Here is an 18,698-nt window from a genome sequence, read left to right as displayed (position 1 = left end):
GTCTGCGTTGTCGTTTGCCTCATCGGGGGTTGCCTGCGCCACGCTTGCCTCCGGGTTGATACCATTGCAGCGTCATGATGCCGCCGAAACCTAGCACAAACGTCCCCCGCGATCCGGCCGCCGCTGGGGTTGCCGAACGCCTGCACGCCTCCCTGCAACAGAGTGTCGCAGGTGCGGGCGGGTTCCTCCCGTTTGTCGAGTACATGCAGGCGGTGTTGTATGCCCCGGGGCTGGGGTATTACGTAAACGGCACGCACAAGCTGGGTCAGGGGGGCGATTTCGTCACGGCGCCGGAGCTGACCCCGATGTTCGGCGAGACCCTCGCGACCTGGCTGGCGCCGGTGCTGCGCGATGACCTGGACGGGGGCGGGACGCTGCTGGAATTCGGGGCCGGCAGCGGGCGTCTGGCAGGCGACCTGATCGCCATGCTGCGTGAATTGCGCGTGCCCTGGGAGGCTTACTGGATTGTCGAGGTCAGCCCGGACCTGCGCGCGCGGCAGCAGGCTCACCTGGAGGCAGCCCTCACCGCGGACGAGTACGCGCGCATCGCGTGGCTGGAGCGTCTGCCATCCACGCCTCTGCGCGGTGTGGTGCTGGCCAACGAGGTGCTGGATGCGTTGCCGGTCGAGCTGTTTCGCTGGCGCGAGGGGCGCGTGTGGCAGGTCGGGGTCCGCGTTGCGCCGGATGGGGCGCTGACACTGGCCGAGCGCCCGGCCCCGGCGGCGCTGGCGGAGCCGGTGGCCCGGCTGCAGGAGGCCCATGGCCCCTGGCCCGAGGGGTACCTCTCCGAATGGCGTCCGGCCCAGGCAGCCTGGGTCAGGGGGGTCTCCGATTGCCTCCGCCAGGGCGTGGCGCTGATCGTTGACTACGGGTTCCCGCGTAGCGCCTATTATGACCCGGAACGCCGCGAGGGCACCCTGGTAGGCTACTATCGCCAGCAGATGATCCAGGATCCGCTGGCGCACCCCGGCTTGATGGATCTGACCGCGAGCGTGGATTTTACCGGTGTGGCCGAGGCCGCGAACGCCGTAGGGCTCGAGGTGCTGGCCTACGCCGGCCAGGGCGAGTTCCTGCTGGGGGCCGGGCTGCCGCAGCGTTTCGAGGCGCGGGTGGGCAGTGGCGAGGATGCGCGTCGGACCCTGCAGGCGGCGCAGGCCGTGCGCATGCTGACGCTGCCGGGCGAGATGGGGGAGCGTTTCCAGGCGATGGCCCTGGGGCGTGACTGCAGCCATCTGCCACTGGCCGGTATCCCCGACCGGCGGGGGCGCCTGTGAGGCCGGTGCATACCCCGTGCACGGTCGCGGGATCCTTTCTCGTGATCGAATCCGGGGGCATGCTGGCGTCATGAAGGTACTGGGTATCGAGACCTCCTGCGACGAGACCGGCGTGGCCCTGATCGATTCCGAGCAGGGCCTGCTGGCGCACCGCCTGTACAGCCAGACCGATCTGCATGCGGTCTATGGCGGGGTGGTGCCGGAGCTGGCTTCGCGCGACCACATCCGCCGCCTGTTGCCGCTGGTGCGCGCGGTACTCGATGCCGCCGGTGTGGACGGGCGCGAGCTGGATGCGGTGGCCTACACCGGCGGGCCGGGCCTGCTGGGGGCGCTGCTGACCGGCGCCTCGGTCGCGCGCGCGCTCGCCTGGGGCTGGGGGGTGCCGGCGCTGGCAGTCCACCATCTGGAGGGGCATCTGCTGGCGCCGTTTCTGGAGGACACCGGCCTGGAGTTCCCCTTCCTGGTGCTGCAGGTCTCCGGCGGGCATACGCAGTTGATCCACGCGCGGGCGCTGGGTGACTACGAACTGGTCGGTGAGAGCATCGACGACGCCGCGGGCGAGGCCTTCGACAAGACCGCGAAGCTGCTGGGGCTCGGGTATCCGGGCGGCCCCGCGCTGGCGCGTCTGGCCGAGCAGGGTGCGTCCGGCGTGCTGCGCCTGCCGCGGCCGATGCTGGATCGTCCCGGTCTGGACATGAGTTTTTCCGGCCTCAAGACGGCGGTGCTCACCGCGCTGAAGAAGCAGACCTATCGGCCGCAGGATGTCGCCCGTGCCTTCGAGGAGGCGGTGACCGATACCCTGGTGGAGAAGACCCGACGCGGGCTGGAGCAGACCGGTGCGCCCACACTGGTGGTGGCCGGTGGCGTCGCCGCCAATCGAACCCTGCGCGCCGGGCTGCAGGCCATGGGGCGGCGTCAGGGGGTGCCGGTCTACTTCCCGCGCCCGGAATTCTGTACGGACAATGGCGCGATGATCGCGCTGGCCGGTTTGCGGCGGCTGCAGGCCGGCGCCCCTGTGGCCGGCGGGGCTCCGGTGGTGGCGGCGCGTGCGCGCTGGCCGCTGGCGGAACTGGATGCGCCGGTCCGAGCGGCTTAGCCGGCAGGTGTACCCATTTTGTACACCTGCCAGCCGGGTCGTCTGTCGAATCCGGGGCGGATTTTCGGGGTGCGCGGTGGAGTTTGATTCGCAACGAGCGTCCGCCAGTGGCGGGGCGTGCCTGGCCCGCCCCGGATTGCGTTGATCCAGGCCGTAGTGCCCCCTCCTCGGCATTCTGGCCAGAGCGCGGCACAGATCCGGGATCTCCACATGTCGGTACGGCCCCGGCGTACGGCTGCCCCAACCCGTGCCGATCCCGGATCACTGCTGCGCGGTTTCCGGGATGATGCAGCAGGGGGGGACCCGGGCCCGCACGGCCTTGAGTCTGGCTGCCGCTTGTTGCGAAGCAGGACGAGGGATGCGGCCCCGGGCGTGACCTTACCTGCGCCCGGCAGGCCCCTCGTCAGCGGATGCGGCCCCGGATGGCTTGTCCTTTTGCCCGATGCGGGACTCCTCGCCACGCATCAGGCGGCGGATGTTGCTGTCATGACGGATGAACAGGATCACGCTCATCAGGGCGACGATGGCGCTGATCCAGTGATCCGCCCCCAGCAGCACCATATACACCGGGGCCATGCCGGCGGCGACCAGTGCCGCCAGCGATGAGTACCGCCAGATCGCGGCCACCAGCAGCCAGGTGAGCAGGACCAGTCCGCCGACCAGCGGGTTGAGGGCCAGAAGGACCCCGAGCGCGGTGGCCACGCCCTTGCCGCCGCGCAGGCGGTAGTAGAGCGGGAAGACATGTCCGAGGAAGGCGGCAAGCCCGATCAGGCCGATGACCCAGCCGGGAAACAGGTCCAGTTGCAGGGCGACGAATACGGGCAGCCAGCCCTTGCCGACATCCCCGATCAGCGTGATGATGGCGGCCTTCTTGCCTCCCGCGCGCAACACGTTGGTGGCGCCGGGGTTCCCGGAGCCGGTCGTGCGCGGGTCCGGCAGGCGCAGCAGCTTGCTGACCAGAATGGCGGTAGAGAGCGATCCCAGCAGATACGCGATGATGATGCCGATTGTAATGCCCATGGACGGTCAGCCTGCCTGCGTGGATTGGCGAAAGGATTCGGCCGCACATAATACGCAAGCCGCCACCGGCCGGTCAGGGTGCTGACATGACCCGCGCAGGTCCGCGCGCGCCGACATTGGTACTGCTGCATGGCTGGGGGTTTTCCGGTGCGGTCTGGGCGCCCTTGCGCGCCGCGTTGCCAGCAACGGTCCGGGTGCTTGCTCCGGATCTGCCCGGGCACGGTGCCGCGGGCGACGGCGGGCGCCTTGCGGACCCGGAGGCGGCCGCTGCGGCGGTGATCGCCGGGCTGCCACAGGATGTGGATTGTCCGGTCTGGGCCGGCTGGTCCCTCGGGGGGCTGGTGGCTCTGGCGGCCGCGCGCCAGTGGACGGGCCCTCAGGGGCTGCTGCTCGTCGGCGCCAGCCCGCGCTTTGTGCGGGCAGACGCCTGGCCGGCGGCGCTGCCCGTAGCCGAGCTGGATGACTTCCGCCAGGCGCTGGCCGGCGACCGCCGGCGTCTGGAGCGGCGGCTCGCGATGCTCTGTGCGCGTGGCAGCGTCGATGCCGCCTCGCTCGCCCGCGACCTGGCAAATCGGTTGCAGGCGGCGCCCGCTACGCCGCGGGGATTGCAGGCCGGTCTGGATCTGCTGGCGACGGCCGATCTGCGCGGTGCCTGGCAGGGGCTGCCGGCCCCTGTGGCTGCCTGGCTGGCAGCCGATGACGCGCTGGTGCCGGCGGCTGTCGCGAGGGAGCTGCGGGCATTACGGCCCGACAGCCACATCGGCGGCGGGCCGGGTGGTCACGCCGACTGGATTGCACGTCCGCAGGCGCTGGCCGACTTTGCCGGGCCATTTCTTAATCAGTGCAGCGCAGGGGAGCAGGCATGAGCCGACCGGACAGCTTCAAGCTCGACAAGGCCAGGGTACGCGCGGCCTTCGCCGGCGCGGCCGCCACCTACGAGGAGCACGCCGTCCTGCAGCGCGAGGTGCAGGAGCGCATGCTCGGCCGTCTCGACTGGATTCGTCTGCAACCACAGCACATCGTTGATCTGGGCTGCGGCACCGGTGAGGCCCTGGATCACCTGGGCCGACGCTATCGCGGCGCGCGTCTGGCCGGCGTGGACTTTGCTCCGGAGATGGTCGCGCGGGCGCGGCGCCGGGGCCGCTGGTTGCGTCGGCCACAGGCGGTCTGTGGCGACCTTGAGGCGTTGCCGCTGGCGGACGCGGCGTTCGATCTCGCTGTCTCCAGCTCGGCCCTGCAGTGGTGCAGCGATCTCGACCAGGCCTTCGCCGAGGTCCGGCGAATCCTGCGCCCGGGCGGCTTGTGGATGTTTACCACCTTCGGCCCGGACACGCTGCGCGAGCTCCGGGCGGCCTTTGCCGCGGTGGATGGTGGCGGTGTGCATGTGAATGCCTTCATCGATATGCACGACATTGGTGATGCCCTGGTGCGCGCCGGTTTTGCCGATCCGGTGATGGACCAGGAAACCGTGACCCTGACCTATCCGGACCTCACCGGTTTGATGCGTGACCTGCGCGGCATCGGTGTGCGCAACGCCCTCGCCGGGCGTCCGCCGGGTCTGTTCGGGCCGCGGCGCCTGATCGCGGTGGCCGAGGCCTATGCGCGTGAGTTTGGCTGCAACGGACGCCTGCCGGCGAGCTGGGAAGTGGTGTACGGTCATGCCTGGGTGCCGGACGCGCCGCCGCCGTCGCGGCCCCCGGGGCCCGTGATCCCGGTCCAGCCGGTTCGTTGATCCAGATCAACGTTTCCGTCTGGAGAGTGCTCGCCCGGCCGTAGGTAAAAATGTATTCTCGCAACGCAGGAAAGTTCCGCTGGTGGCGTCTAATATCCGAGTGATCCAGGCGGTCTTGGTTTTTTGTAGGTCCGGAATGGGGTAGAGTTCACGCCCCCGAACCATCGGGACATCCGTGTTCCCCGCAGCAAGGTGGAAAAGTCATGTCACAAGCAGCCACTACGGCGGGCGCCGCGCCCGCAGCGTCAGTCGCGACTTCCGAGCAGTACAACTACGCGATTATCAAACGGTTTGCCGTTGCCGCCGTCCTCTGGGGCGTGTTCGGGATGGCTGCGGGCGTCTGGATTGCCTCGCAGCTGGCGTTTCCGTTCCTGAATTTCGATATCGCGCAGATCACCTTCGGGCGCTTCCGTCCGGTCCATACCACGGCCGTGATCTTCGGTTTCGGGGGTAACGCACTCTTCGCGACCTCCTACTACGTGGTCCAGCGGACCTGTCAGGCACGGCTGTGGAGTGACTCCATGGCGAGCTTCACCTTCTACGGGTGGAACCTGGCGCTGATCCTTGGCGTAATCACCTACATGATGGGGATTACCCAGGGTCGCGAATACGCCGAGTTCAACTGGCAGATCGACCTCATCATCCTGGTGGTCTGGGTGGCCTATTTCATGGTCTACCTGATGACCCTGCTGCGCCGGAATCAGCCGCACATCTACGTGGCGAACTGGTTCTTCATGGCCTTTATTCTGGCGACCGCGCTCCTGCACATCTTCAACAACCTCGAGGTGCCGGTCGGCCTGTTCCACCCGCACTCCTACCCGCTGTTCTCCGGCGTGCAGGATGCGATGCGCCAGTGGTGGTATGGCCATAACGCGGTGGGCTTCTTCCTGACCGCGGCTTTCCTCGGGATGATGTACTACTTCGTGCCGAAGCAGGCCGGTCGTCCGATCTACTCGTACAAGCTTTCCATCATCCACTTCTGGGCGCTGGTCTTCCTGTACATGTGGGTGGGTGCGCACCACCTGCACTGGACGGCCCTGCCGGACTGGGTTTCCACCCTGGCGGCAACCTTCTCCATCCTGCTGCTGCTGCCGTCCTGGGGCGGCATGATCAACGGGATCATGACCCTGTCCGGTGCCTGGGACAAACTGCGTACCGACCCGATCATGCTGTTCCTGATCACCGCGCTGGCGTTCTACGGCATGTCGACCTTTGAAGGTCCGATGATGTCGCTGAAGAGCGTGAACGCGCTGTCGCACTACACCGACTGGACCGTCGGTCACGTGCACTCCGGCGCCCTGGGCTGGGTGGCGATGATCTCCTTCGGCTCGCTGTATCACCTGATCCCGCGGCTGTGGAACGTGAACCTGTACAGCGTGAAGCTGGTGTATGCGCACTTCTTCCTCGCCACTATCGGCATCGTGCTGTACATCACCGCCATGTGGGTGGCCGGTATCGGGCAGGGCCTGATGCTCCGCGCCTTCGACCAGTACGGCAACCTGGCCTACACCTTCAGCGAAACCGTGGCGTTCCTGCATATGCCGTACGTCGTGCGTGCCGTCGGCGGCGGGTTCTTCCTGATCGGCATGCTGATCATGGCGTTCAACATTGCGATGACCATTCGCTCGGGCATCAAGGCCGAGGCCCGCGAGGCCCAGGCCGAGTCCGCCGCACCGCGCACGGCTTGATTAGGGAGAGATTAGATCCATGAAGCATGAAAGCGTTGAAACCAATGCCGGCCTGCTGATCATCCTGACCCTTGCGGTGATCAGCGTCGGTGGCCTGGTCGAGATCGTGCCGCTGTTCTACATCGACGACACCATCGAAGAAGTCGACGGGGTGCGTCCGTATACCCCGCTCGAGCAGCGTGGTCGCGATATCTATGTGCAGGAGGGCTGTTACGCCTGTCATTCCCAGATGGTGCGGCCGTTCCGGGACGAGATGCTGCGCTACGGCCACTACTCCCTGGCGGCGGAGTCCAAGTACGACCATCCGTTCCAGTGGGGCTCCAAACGTACCGGACCGGATCTGGCCCGCGTGGGGGGCAAATACTCGAACGAGTGGCACGTGCAGCATCTGATCCACCCGCAGTCTCTGCTGCCGCAGTCGATCATGCCGGCCTATCCCTGGCTGGCGACTAACGCGCTCAATTACTCCGACATTGAGCGTCGAATGATCGCGCTGAGGCGTGTGGGCGTCCCGTATTCGCTCACCGAAGAGGAATACCAGGAAAACGTCGAGCGCTTTGGTGAGGAGCATGCCCGCATGTTCCATATCCCGGACGCGCAGGACATGCTGATGGAGCAGGCCCAGGCCGAGAACTTCGACGGCGATCCGTCATTTATCTCGGAAATGGATGCCATGGTGGCCTACCTGCAGGTGCTCGGCACCATGGTGGACTTTAGCGAATACGATTACGGACACTTCGCCGAATTCCGCTAGGGAATTTCGGCCCGGCCGGGGTACAGGATTGATGGCAGAACTCTGGGTATGGATCACGGACCTGGGCAACAGCAAGATGCTGGCGCTGATCTTGTTCATGAGCACCTTCATAGGGATCGTGATCTATCTCTTCGCCAAGCCCAGCCGGGCCAAGAAGTTCGAGACGTATCGCTATATTCCTCTGGACGAAGATGATTCGCACCGGGAGCCGACGGCTCGGCGCGACCAAACCGAGAGTGAAAAGCAATGAGCACACAGGACAAACGCAAACCGGGTCAGGGCCAAGTCGAGACCACCGGGCACCTCTGGGACAGTGATCTTGCCGAGTTAAACAACCCGCTCCCGCGCTGGTGGCTGTGGGGGTTCTACGCCACGATAGTGTTCGCGCTGGTCTACTGGCTGCTTTATCCGGCCTGGCCGATTGGCGACAGCTTCACCAAGGGTATCGCCAGCGTTACCTACGAAGTCGATGGGGAAGAGCGCACGACACACTGGAACACCCGTGCACTGCTGGCCCGGGACATGCAGTTCGGTGACCACGCCGTGCGCCAGCGCGAGATGCTGGAGCAGGTCAGTGCGCAGGATTATGAAACGATCCTTGCGGACGCCGACTCCATGAGCTTCGTGAATGCCTACGCCCAGGGTTCGTTTGGTACCTGGTGCGCTGCCTGTCACCAGGTCGGGGGCGCCGGTGTGGTCGGTCTTTACCCGAACCTGACCAATGACCACTGGAAGTGGGGCGGTAGTGTCGACCAGATCGAGCACACCATCCGCGAGGGCCGTCTCGGTTACATGCCGGATTACCGCAATACCCTCACAGGGGACCAGCTTGACGCGGTTGCCGCGTATGTTCTCTCGCTGAACGACTACGAGATGGACGCCGACATGGTCGATGCGGGTCAGCGGATTTACCAGGGTATGGATGGTGGCTGTTTCCAGTGCCACGGTGCCGATGGCGGTGGTCTTGCCTCTCAGGGCGCCCCGAACCTGACCAACAACCTGTGGGGTCTGATTGACATTCGCGGTGCGGAAAGCGACGAGGCGCGCCTGCGTATGGTCGCGGATCTTGTGCACGACGGTGTGCAGCGGGAGATGCCGGGTTTCTCCGACCGCCTGTCGGATGACGAGATCCGGATGCTGACCGCCTACGTCCACTCGCTCGGGGGCGGGCAGTAAGCGGCTGAACCAGGCGCCCGGGAGGGGTGCCCGGTGGCTCACACGGGGGTTCCGACCAGGTCTGTTGACTTGGGTCCGGGCCCCTGTATTGTTTGGAAAGGCCGTTGTCGTTGATGTGGTGAGGGGTTTCCTGGATGGGGCCTCCGACTTTGACCGGGTCGGGGCCCTGACCGCACCCGTCTTGTGCAACCCCAGAAGTAGCGCACGCTCAGGCGTGCCAAGCGCCGGGGCGCCCCCGGAAGGCAGGATTCATGTCAGAACCGCAACCACTCTATCAGGCCCGTATCCCGATCCATCCCCGGTCGGTGAAGGGGCGGTTCCGCAATCTGAAGACCGGCATCCTGCTGCTGGCGTATGCGGTGTACTTTGTGCTGCCCTGGATGCGGTGGGATCGCGAATACGGCCCGAACCAGGCCGTTCTGTTCGATATACCGGGGCGCCAGTTCCATATCTTTGACCTGGTGGTGTATCCGCAGGATATCTTCTGGCTTGCGGGGCTGCTGATGCTCGCGGCGCTGTTGCTGTTCTTTGTCACGGGTGTGCTGGGGCGCGTCTTCTGCGGATACTTCTGTTTCCAGACCCTGTGGACTGATGTCTTCCAGTTCGTGGAACGCAAGATCCAGGGTGAGCGGCCTGCGCGGGTGCGCCTGTCGAAGCAGCCCTGGAATGCCGAGAAGGTGCTGAAGCTCGGTACTACTCACGCGCTCTGGCTGCTCGTGGCGTTTGCGACGGCGTTTACATTTGTTCTTTACTGGGGCAACGCGCCGACTATTACGGCGCAATTCTTCACCGGCGAGGCCGTCGCGGCGGCGTACATCACCGCCGGTATCCTCACGGCCACCACCTACATCGCGGCCGGTCTGGCACGTGAACAGGTGTGTACCTTCATTTGCCCTTATGCCCGCTTCCAGAGCGTGATGTTTGATCAGGATACGCTGATCGTCTCTTACGATCAGGAGCGGGGCGAGGGCAATGCCGGCCGGGCGAAGCCGCTCAAGAACCTGCAGCAGCGGGAGGACCGTCAGGCCGCCGGGGTTGGTGACTGCATCGACTGTGGCTACTGCGTACAGGTCTGTCCGACCGGCATTGATATCCGCGACGGGCTGCAATACCAGTGTATTCACTGCGCCTTGTGTGTCGATGCCTGTGATACCATCATGGACAAGCAGGGGTGGCCGCGCGGGCTGATCCGCTACTCCTCCGAGCGCGAACTCGAAGGCGGGAAGACGCGTTTCCTCAAGGGGAAGAGCATCGGCTACGGTGTCGCCATCCTGGTCATTATCGGCGCGCTTGCGTTCAGCATTCTGCAACGGCCCCCTGCAGATGTTCACGTCAACCAGGTGCGCCAGCCGCTGTTCGTGCAGATGTCCGATGGCTGGATCCAGAATCGCTACGAGATCGGTCTGAACAACGTGACAGACCAGCCGCTCGAGTTTGAAATCGGTATTGCGGGCCTGGAGGGGGCTGAGCTCGACCTTGGTCAGGTGGAAGAGATTCGCCTGGACCCTGGCCAGCGCCTGACGGTCCTGGCTCGTGTACGCCATGATCCCGCCCCCGGCTCCGACTCGCCCAAGCAGTTCAGCTTCGTGATTTCGGATCGGCAGGGTCGGATCGAGCCATTCGAGACGGGCTCCCAGTTCAGTCATCGTTGAGGCAAACTGGAGCTGTGTGCGCCCTCGCGCCGGTATTCCCTGGTTTCCGGCGCCCGGGCGCTTTATCCACCGCGCGGTCGTACAACGCAACCGTCGATGGTTCTACCCAAGGATGTCGGGTACCGCGTCTGTCAACGTTGCCGTTGCGTGCACGAGGGCGCTGGTTACCCGTCGAGGATTGGGCGCTCGCCGGCGCAGGCCCGGGAGGCTGTGGCGGGAACCCCGTCCTTGGGGCCAGGATGCCCCGACACCGCGTCACTGACGCAACCCCGACATCCAAACCCCAGAATGTGAAGATCCGACCATGAGCAACCTCGTCATTTCCCTCGGTCTCGGCAGCATGGCGCTCGCGCTGCTGTTTGGCTTGATCTACAAGTTTACCGGGCTGAAGGCCTACAACACCTCCGCGCTGGTGGTCGCGATCATGCTGTTCGTGTTCATCCCTGCGTCGATCCTGACCTGGCAGGGTGCGGATGTCTTCGCGATCCATCTGGCGCTCTACATCATCGTGCCCTACGGGCTCGGGATCATCTTCACCCAGAAGGAGGCCGAGGCCACCGATGGCGGGAAGGCCAAGCTCGGGCGCTTGCACTGGGCCCCGATGGTGCTGGTCGGGTTCTTCACCATCATCGCGTCGGTCCAGGCCGTCCTGATCACGCTGGCGCACAATGGCATGCCCCAGCAGTTCATCGGGACCCTCCTGCCCACGCCGGACAATCCGGCCGAGAAGGTCACCTCCGGTTTCCCGGGAACGGTCAGTGGCATCCAGGAGCGCGACCAGGCGCTGGCTGTTCATCGCATCAGTGAGTTGCAGGAGCAGCGTGAGCTGGGCTGGCAGGTACGCCAGGGCTGGGACGAGGATCCCGTCCAGGGCGAGACCGCCCGGCTGCTGGTAGAGGTGAGGGACGCGGAGGGACGCGCGATCTCGGATGCCGCGATTTCGGGCGCCTTTCTCTGGGTGGCCGACGCGCGCCAGGACCAGACGTTCGACATGCAGCCCGTGGGCGACGGCCTGTATCAGGTCGAGGTCCAGCTGCCGTCACCGGGGCGCTGGGAGGTCCGCTACTTTGTCGAGCACGACGGTCACCGCCTGGAGCAGCAGGCGCGTACCCGTGTGCGCGGTGTGTCCAGCTAGGCGCGCAAGGATCTGTGCTGATGTGGGTGATAGCGCCGAGATGGCGCCTATCCGCCATGGGTCGCGATGCCCGCGGCAGTGTGATGGCTAGCACGCACACCGCGCTGGTGCCGTCGCTGCGCAAAAGCCACTCTTCCTGCTGAGCCATGTCATCCAGGAGCGACTCCGGGCAGGTGCAGGAGCCGCGGCAAGACCCCGAGCCCGCCACCGGCGCCTGTTTCCACTGCGGGCTTCCCGTACCCCCGTCGGCCCATTATCCCGTTGCCTTCGAGGGGCGTGAGCGGGCGACTTGCTGCGCGGGCTGCCAGGCGGTGGCGACCGCGATCATTGAGCACGGCCTGGGGAGCTATTACCACCATCGGCCAGTGGCACCCGGCGTCGCCGGCGCCCCCCTGATTCCGGAAGAGCTGCGGGAACTGGAGCTGTTCGATAATCCCGCAGTCCAGCAGCAGTTCGTGACCGATGCCCCCGCCAGTGACGCCCCGCGTCGCGAGGCGGCGCTGATGCTCGAGGGCATTACCTGTGCCGCTTGCGTCTGGTTGAACGAACGCCATGTCCAGAATCTGCCCGGCGTACTCGAGTTTTCGGTGAACTATTCCACCCACCGCGCTCGGCTGGTCTGGGATCCGGAGCATATCCGCCTGTCGGATGTCCTGCGCGCGATCCGTGATATCGGCTATCACGCCCATCCCTATGATCCCGGAACCCGAGAACAGGCGCTGGCGCGAGAACGCGGGCTGGCCCTGCGCCGCATCGCGGTGGCGGCCCTCGGCATGATGCAGGTCATGATGCTCGCGGTTGCCCTGTGGCTGGGCGCGGACGACGTCGAACATGAAGACCTGATGCAGTTCATGCGCTGGGTGGCCGCGATACTCACCACCCCCGTGGTGCTGTATTCGGCCATTCCGTTCTATCAGAGCGCGTGGCGCGATCTCCGGCAACGACGGCTGGGCATGGATGTCCCGGTCAGTCTGGCCATTGTCGCGACCTATGCCGCCAGTCTGTACGCAGTCATCATCGGCACCGGCGAACATGTCTATTTCGAGTCGGTGGTGATGTTCGTGTTTTTCCTGCTGGTCAGCCGCTACCTTGAGCTGATCGCCCGACGCCATGCCGGGCAGGCGATTGATCGGCTGGATCGCCTGGTACCGGCGATTGCCCATCGCCGCGGGACGGACGGAGGCTTCGAGTCGGTGCCGGTTGCCGAACTGGCGCCGGGCGATCATGTCCAGGTGCGGCCGGGCGAATCCATCCCGGCCGATGGCGTGGTGGTCGAGGGCCGCTCCGCCGTCAATCAGGCGCTGCTGACTGGGGAGCCGGAACCGCAGCTCACCACCCCGGGCAGTGATGTTGTGGGTGGCACGGTCAACGTAGACAGCCCGCTGACAGTGGAGATTCGCCGTGTGGGCGCGGAGACGACGCTGGCCGAGATCCAGCGTCTGCTCGACCGCGCTCAGAGCGAAAAGCCCCGCATCGCCCGTCTGGCCGAAAAGGGAACAGGGTGGTTTGTCGGGGCCGTGCTCCTGCTGACTGCACTGGCCGGCCTCGTCTGGTACGCCTGGATCGATCCGGAGCGCGCCCTCTGGGTCATGGTGGCGATGCTGGTGGCGACCTGCCCCTGCGCGCTGGCGCTCGCCACGCCGGTCGCGCTCACGGCGACCACCGGTACGCTGTCACGTCTTGGTCTGCTGGTGACCCGCGGGCGGGCCCTGGAGGCCCTGACGCGCGTGGATACGGTGTGCCTGGACAAGACCGGCACCCTCACCGAAGGGCAGCCCCGGCTGGTGGCGCGCACGGATCTGGTGCCGCCGCCGGACGGCGAGGACTGGGTGGACTGGGCCGGCGCGCTGGAGGCGTACTCGGAGCACCCGCTCGCCCGCGCCTTTGTGGGCGAACGCGAGGCCCAGCTGCAGGCCGATGGGGTTATCAACGTGCCCGGCCACGGCCTGAGTGGTCGGATTCGCGGTCTGGAAGTCGCGATCGGCGGGCCCGCCATGCTCGCGGACGAGCCGCCGCCCGCTACACCGCCGGCCGAGCACTCGCTTGCTTCGCCCGTCTGGTTGCAGGTGGATGGTCGTGTGGTCAGCTGTTTCTGGCTGGCCGACACCCCGAGGACGGATGTGGATGCACTGCTCGGCGGCTTGCGGGCGCGCGGTCTTGAGGTGGTCCTGCTGACCGGTGATCGCCCGGAGGCGGCCCGGGCCTTCGCCGACCGCCTGGCGATCGGTCGGGCCCTGGGCGGTCTGAGTCCCGAAGGCAAGCTCGCCGAAGTCCGCCGTCTGCAGCAGGCCGGGCACCGTGTGCTGATGGTCGGGGACGGGGTGAACGATGCCCCGGTCCTGGCCGGAGCGGATGTGTCGCTGGCACTGGGCGGTGGCACGCAGCTGGCGCAGACCCAGGCCGACCTGGTGCTGATGTCGGACCGTCTGGAGCATATGCTGGAGGCGCTGCAGCAGGCACGGCGTACGGAGCGCATCATCCGTCAGAATATTACCTGGGCCATAGGCTACAACGCCGTCGCGCTGCCGGTGGCGGCAGCCGGGCTGCTGACGCCATGGCTGGCGGCGTTGGGGATGTCACTCAGTTCGTTGCTGGTGGTTGGTAACGCGCTGCGGTTGCGCCCCGGGCGCGACCGCGAGGCCGCGCGGACCGGTGCGGCCCTGGCCGTACGGGAAGACAGGGCGGCTTAACCCGCACGTTGCATGCGTTGTGCCGGTCTCCTGTCCGCACAGGGAGGGGCCGTCGGCTGTATGGTGCCGATGGCATTCCCCTGTCCGCCTGTGCGGCCAATACCCTGCGTGATCGTCGCAACATACAGGTTGATGAGACGCTGCTCGTGAGCGGTTAGACTATTATCATGTCTATCCTGTATCTGCTGATTCCGCTCGCGATGCTGTTCGCCCTGGTTGTGGGCGTGGTGCTGTTCTGGGCCATTCGTTCGGGACAGTATGAGGATCTCGAAGGCCCGGCCTACCGTATCCTGATGGATGATGACGACGCCCGGATTCCGACGGGAACGTCAGACAACGAGACGGGGGAGGCCGCAGACGACGATCGGGATGCCGACGCGCAGCGCGCCGAGAGACGCGGCAAAGAGTGAACCGTGTGTCCCGGAAAACAGCGGTTTGCCCGCTTCCGGGCGCTGCGCGCGCACCCGCTCCGGCTCGGTGGCCGCGTGCCCCGGTACGACTGTCTCCGTTTATCGGCGTATTCCTTGCGCTGGGGCGCGCCCGGACGTACTCTTGAATAACACGAATTTGAATTGTTTCCGAGGATAGCAACATGCGTGACTGGTTTAGCTTCGATAACTTTCCGCTGACCTTTACTGCGGCCCTGATTATCTTCTCCTGGCTCAGCTTTTTCTCGGTCATCCTGTTCGGTTAAGGCGGCGTGCTGCCGGATCGCTCCGGTTCTGCACACACAATAAAAAGGCCTCGGGCATCGTCACGCTCGAGGCCTTTCTTTGTTCGTCCGTAGAGGCGCTGAATAAAGCCATCCCGGCCTTGTCAGCGCCCGCCGCCGATCAGTCGGTGAAGGCAGCGCGAATCCGCTTGATCGCGTTGTTTTCGATCTGCCGGATGCGTTCTGCGGACACACCGTACTCTGCGGCCAGCTCGTGCAATGTGGCCTTTTGCTCGCCCATGTAACGCCGCATCAGGATGGTCCGTGCGCGTTCGTCCAGCTCCGCGAGGGTCTGGCCCAGGCGTTCCTGGTAATGCCGGTCCCAGTCCTCGTCTTCGGTTACGTGGGCCGGGTCGTCGCTCAGGTCCTCGAGGCTCAGGCGCTCGGCCGGCGCCTGGTAGCCGTGATCGTCATCCGTTTCGGGGCCGGGGTCGAAGCTGGCATCCTGGCTCGACAGGCGGCGTTCCATTTCCCAGACATCCTTCTCGGAGACCCCGAGATCCTGCGCGACGGCGGCGACCTCGTCGTTGGACAGCCAGCCGAGACGCTGTTTTGCGCTGCGCAGGTTGAAGAAGAGCTTGCGCTGCGCCTTGGTTGTGGCCACCTTGACGATGCGCCAGTTGCGCAGGATGAATTCGTGGATCTCGGCGCGAATCCAGTGCACCGCGAAGGAGACCAGGCGTACGCCCTGATTCGGGTCGAAGCGACGCACCGCCTTCATCAGGCCGACGTTTCCCTCCTGGATCAGGTCGCCCAGGGGAAGGCCATAGCCCTGATATCCGCGGGCTACGTGGACCACGAAACGCAGATTGTGCAGGATCAGCTGACGCGCGGCGTCCAGGTCCTGGCGCTCGTGCAGCGCCACGGCCAGTTCACGTTCCTGTTCCGTATCCAGGACCTCAATGCGGCCGACTGCCTGCATGTAGTGGTCCAGGTTGCCCACCGGGGCGGGGATGTCGACGCGCGGGGTGCTCAGGGCTTGGGTCATGCGTTCGGGTTCCTCCTGCTTGATGGGAATAGGTTAGCACTCTAATGATGAGAGTGCTAAACCCTGAAAAAGTTTCGGAGTTTCCCGGGGTAAAAGATGACGTTACGGCGCATCCCGCAGTGCATGGCCACTGCCAAGCCGCGCGCCCAGCCAGCCGAGTACGAGCCCGGCCAGCAGCAGGTTCGCCAGCGGTCCGGCGCCGGGCAGGGACAGGCTGAAGTCCAGTTCGAAGGCGGCGGCGGCGTCCGCCAGCGGTGCCTGACTCAGGGCCGTCCCGGACAGCAGCAGTATGGTGGCGAAGACGCCGCCCCCAAGGCCGGTGATCAGGCCACCGTACAGCGAGGGCCGCCGCAGGAAGCGATGGGTGGCCCCGCTGATCCGTGAAATGGCGATCTCCTCCTGGCGCTCGCGCAGTTCCGAAGCGGTAGCCAGGGCCAGGATCAGCACGGCCCCCAGGCCCAGCAGGACGCCCACCACGGAGAGGATGCGCAGCCCCAGCTGGTGCAGGCTGTTGAGCTGCCGGACCCACTCATCGTCGCTGACCACACCGGCGCCTGGCGCGATCCCCGCGAGTGCGTCGCGCAACGCGTCGAGGGTGGCCGGGTCGGTGGTGGCGGGTACGACATCGATCACATCCGGCAGCGGGTTCTCTTCCATCCAGTCCAGCAGGCTCGGGTCGGCCAGCCCCTCGCGGTACCGGGCCAGGGCCGTGTCGGCGTCGATCCAGGTCCAGCGTTCTACGCGCGCATCGGTCTCCAGGTAGCGTTCCAGATCGGCGACGGTGGCGGCCTCCACGGCGTCGAGGTAGAGCGCGATCCGCGGGTCGTGGTCGATATGGGCGGACAGGGACCGGGCATTGTCCAGCAGGACCCAGAGGTAGGCCGGAAGCGCCAGGATGAAGCCGAGGACGGCGATGCTGATCAGGCTCAGGATGGGTGCCTGCAGCCGGCGTTGGAGGCTGCGGCGCGCTGCGTCGCGATGGGCCTCCATCCAGGCCGGGAAGGCATTCAGCAGGTGATGGCCGGGTCTCATGTGCGTGGCTCCGGCCGGGCCCGGGCCTCGACGCGGCCATTTTCAAGATGCAGGATGGGCTTGCCCATGCGCTCTACCAGGCCGATGTCGTGGCTGGCGATGAGCGCGGTCATGCCGACTCCGTTGAAGTCGTCGAACAGCCGCAGGATCTCGCGTGACAGGGCCGGATCGAGATTGCCGGTCGGTTCGTCCGCCAGCAGCAGGACCGGACGGTGCACGATTGCGCGTGCGATGCCCACGCGCTGCTGTTCCCCCGCGGACAGCGTGCGCGGGTTGGCGGCTTCCTTGTGCAGCAGGCCAACCTTGTCGAGGGCGGCGCGTACCCGTTTGCGCATCTCCGGGCGCCTGTAGGCGAGGATCTCCAGCGGCAGGGCGACGTTGTCGAATACCGGACGGTCGAACAGCAGGCGATGATCCTGGAAGACCAGGCCGATACTGCGACGAAAACTCGGGATTGCGCGCGGCGACAGCCGTTCGAGGTCGTACCCGTTGACCCGTATGCGCCCCCGCGTCGGGCGTTCCAGCCCGGCAATCAGGCGTAGCAGGGTGCTCTTGCCGGCCCCGGAGGGCCCGGTGATGAAGGCCATCGCTCCCGAGTCCACGCGCAGGCTGACATTGCTGAGCGCCTCTGCCGCGCTGCCGAACCGCTTGGTGACGCGTTGCAGATGGATCATGCCGTCGGCTCGTCAGTCGCTGTCGCGACCGAGGAGGGCGCGCACGAACGCGCGGGCGTCGAATACCTGCAGGTCCTCGGCGCTTTCTCCGACTCCGATGAACCGCACGGGCACGCCCAGCTGCTCGGCCAGCGCGAACAGCACCCCGCCCTTGGCCGTGCCATCGAGCTTGGTGACGACGATCCCGGTCAGCCCCAGCGCCTCGTGGAACTGACGGGCCTGATTCAATGCGTTCTGGCCCGTGCCGCCATCCACCACCAGCAGGACCTCGTCCGGCGCATGTTCGTCCAGTCGTCCCATGACCCGTTTGACCTTGCGTACTTCTTCCATCAGGTTGGTCTGGGTGTGCAGGCGCCCGGCGGTGTCGGCGATCATGACGTCGATCTCCCGGGCCTGGGCCGCCTGCAGGCCGTCGTACACCACTGATGCGGAGTCCGCCCCGGTGCCTTGCGCGATCACCGGGACCTGGTTGCGCTCGCCCCAGGTCTGCAGCTGTTCCACCGCCGCGGCACGGAAGGTGTCGCCGGCGGCCAGCAGGACGGAGCGGCCGTCGGTCTGGAGATGATGCGCCAGCTTGCCGATGGTGGTGGTCTTGCCGGCTCCGTTGATGCCCACCACCAGGATCGAGAACGGGCGCTCGCCCGCCGGGATCTCCAGCGGGCGCGAGACGGGCTCGAGGACGTCCACCATGGCTGCCTCGAGGGCATCCATCAGGGCCTCGGCGTCGTCCAGCTGGCCGCGTTTCACCTCGCGGGTGATACGATCCATGATCTGCTGGGTCGCATCCAGGCCTACGTCCGCGAGCAGCAGGCGATCTTCCAGCTCCTCGAACAGTTCGTCGTCGATCTTGCGCCGAAACAGGGAGCCGAGGTCGCCACCCAGGGCCTGCCCGGTCTTGGCGAGACCTTTGCGCAGGCGCTGGAACCAGCCCCCGCGGGCGGGCTGCTCCGACTCGGTGCCGGAGGTCTCGGTGGCGGGGAGGGCGGGGTCTTCGGAGGACTTCTTGCGGAAACCGAACATGCTCGATGGGGTCAAGTAGAAAGTTCGCCAATGCTAGCACGAGGATGGATGAATC

Annotated in this window: 17 protein-coding genes; 12 read left to right on the top strand and 5 right to left on the bottom strand. The window is 66.0% G+C overall.

The window, feature by feature from the left end; all coding sequences use genetic code 11:
- The first annotated feature begins 74 nt into the window (after positions 1 to 74).
- Positions 75 to 1,274, top strand: a complete 1,200-nt coding sequence (locus tag G332_RS0101120; RefSeq protein WP_019625155.1) for a class I SAM-dependent methyltransferase — start codon at positions 75 to 77, stop codon at positions 1,272 to 1,274.
- Positions 1,275 to 1,344: 70 nt separating this feature from the next.
- On the top strand, positions 1,345 to 2,370 hold the full coding sequence (gene tsaD / locus G332_RS0101115) for a tRNA (adenosine(37)-N6)-threonylcarbamoyltransferase complex transferase subunit TsaD (RefSeq protein WP_019625154.1): 1,026 nt from the start codon (positions 1,345 to 1,347) through the stop codon (positions 2,368 to 2,370).
- A 378-nt stretch (positions 2,371 to 2,748) separates the two neighbouring features.
- Here tsaD and plsY read toward each other — a convergent pair whose 3' ends face one another.
- Complete coding sequence (gene plsY, locus G332_RS0101110) at positions 2,749 to 3,390, bottom strand: glycerol-3-phosphate 1-O-acyltransferase PlsY (protein WP_019625153.1); 642 nt, start codon at positions 3,388 to 3,390, stop codon at positions 2,749 to 2,751.
- Between the two features lie 47 nt (positions 3,391 to 3,437).
- On the opposite strand from plsY, the gene G332_RS0101105 reads away from it, so the two are divergent.
- The 10 genes from G332_RS0101105 (at position 3,438) to ccoS (ending at position 14,627) form a co-directional block, all read left to right on the top strand.
- Positions 3,438 to 4,256: an alpha/beta fold hydrolase gene (locus tag G332_RS0101105; RefSeq protein WP_026340494.1), complete on the top strand. Its 819-nt coding sequence runs from the start codon at positions 3,438 to 3,440 to the stop codon at positions 4,254 to 4,256.
- Complete coding sequence (bioC, locus tag G332_RS0101100; protein ID WP_019625151.1) at positions 4,253 to 5,122, top strand: malonyl-ACP O-methyltransferase BioC; 870 nt, start codon at positions 4,253 to 4,255, stop codon at positions 5,120 to 5,122. Before G332_RS0101105 ends, bioC begins: the two co-directional genes overlap by 4 nt.
- Before the next feature lie 203 nt (positions 5,123 to 5,325).
- A complete protein-coding gene (gene ccoN, locus G332_RS0101095) occupies positions 5,326 to 6,810 on the top strand; it encodes a cytochrome-c oxidase, cbb3-type subunit I (protein ID WP_038059463.1) in 1,485 nt (494 codons plus the stop codon).
- Between the two features lie 19 nt (positions 6,811 to 6,829).
- Entirely contained in the window at positions 6,830 to 7,564 is a 735-nt protein-coding gene (gene ccoO / locus G332_RS0101090) for a cytochrome-c oxidase, cbb3-type subunit II (protein WP_019625149.1), read from the top strand.
- Positions 7,565 to 7,595: 31 nt separating this feature from the next.
- On the top strand, positions 7,596 to 7,814 hold the full coding sequence (locus G332_RS0101085) for a cbb3-type cytochrome c oxidase subunit 3 (RefSeq protein ID WP_019625148.1): 219 nt from the start codon (positions 7,596 to 7,598) through the stop codon (positions 7,812 to 7,814).
- A complete protein-coding gene (gene ccoP, locus G332_RS0101080) occupies positions 7,811 to 8,740 on the top strand; it encodes a cytochrome-c oxidase, cbb3-type subunit III (protein WP_019625147.1) in 930 nt (309 codons plus the stop codon). The genes G332_RS0101085 and ccoP overlap by 4 nt, the downstream gene beginning before the upstream one ends.
- A 251-nt stretch (positions 8,741 to 8,991) precedes the next feature.
- On the top strand, positions 8,992 to 10,392 hold the full coding sequence (gene ccoG / locus G332_RS0101075; RefSeq protein ID WP_019625146.1) for a cytochrome c oxidase accessory protein CcoG: 1,401 nt from the start codon (positions 8,992 to 8,994) through the stop codon (positions 10,390 to 10,392).
- 304 nt (positions 10,393 to 10,696) lie between these two features.
- Entirely contained in the window at positions 10,697 to 11,527 is an 831-nt protein-coding gene (locus tag G332_RS0101070; RefSeq protein WP_019625145.1) for a FixH family protein, read from the top strand.
- A 146-nt stretch (positions 11,528 to 11,673) separates the two neighbouring features.
- On the top strand, positions 11,674 to 14,217 hold the full coding sequence (locus tag G332_RS0101065) for a heavy metal translocating P-type ATPase (protein WP_051080514.1): 2,544 nt from the start codon (positions 11,674 to 11,676) through the stop codon (positions 14,215 to 14,217).
- Between the two features lie 167 nt (positions 14,218 to 14,384).
- Positions 14,385 to 14,627 (top strand): cbb3-type cytochrome oxidase assembly protein CcoS, encoded by a 243-nt coding sequence (ccoS, locus tag G332_RS0101060; protein WP_019625143.1) that lies wholly within the window; start codon positions 14,385 to 14,387, stop codon positions 14,625 to 14,627.
- A gap of 423 nt (positions 14,628 to 15,050) precedes the next feature.
- Here ccoS and rpoH read toward each other — a convergent pair whose 3' ends face one another.
- From rpoH to ftsY, 4 genes are all read right to left on the bottom strand, one after another.
- Entirely contained in the window at positions 15,051 to 15,917 is an 867-nt protein-coding gene (rpoH, locus tag G332_RS0101050; RefSeq protein ID WP_019625141.1) for an RNA polymerase sigma factor RpoH, read from the bottom strand.
- Between the two features lie 102 nt (positions 15,918 to 16,019).
- On the bottom strand, positions 16,020 to 16,949 hold the full coding sequence (locus G332_RS0101045; protein WP_019625140.1) for an ABC transporter permease: 930 nt from the start codon (positions 16,947 to 16,949) through the stop codon (positions 16,020 to 16,022).
- Positions 16,946 to 17,623, bottom strand: a complete 678-nt coding sequence (gene ftsE / locus G332_RS0101040) for a cell division ATP-binding protein FtsE (protein ID WP_019625139.1) — start codon at positions 17,621 to 17,623, stop codon at positions 16,946 to 16,948. Before ftsE ends, G332_RS0101045 begins: the two co-directional genes overlap by 4 nt.
- Positions 17,624 to 17,635: 12 nt before the next feature.
- Entirely contained in the window at positions 17,636 to 18,643 is a 1,008-nt protein-coding gene (gene ftsY, locus G332_RS0101035; protein WP_019625138.1) for a signal recognition particle-docking protein FtsY, read from the bottom strand.
- Positions 18,644 to 18,698: the final 55 nt, after the last annotated feature.

The sequence above is a fragment of the Thioalkalivibrio sp. ALJT genome (assembly GCF_000381825.1).
In the GTDB taxonomy this organism is placed as follows: domain Bacteria; phylum Pseudomonadota; class Gammaproteobacteria; order Ectothiorhodospirales; family Ectothiorhodospiraceae; genus Thioalkalivibrio.
This window is presented reverse-complemented; position numbering and strand designations above follow the sequence as displayed.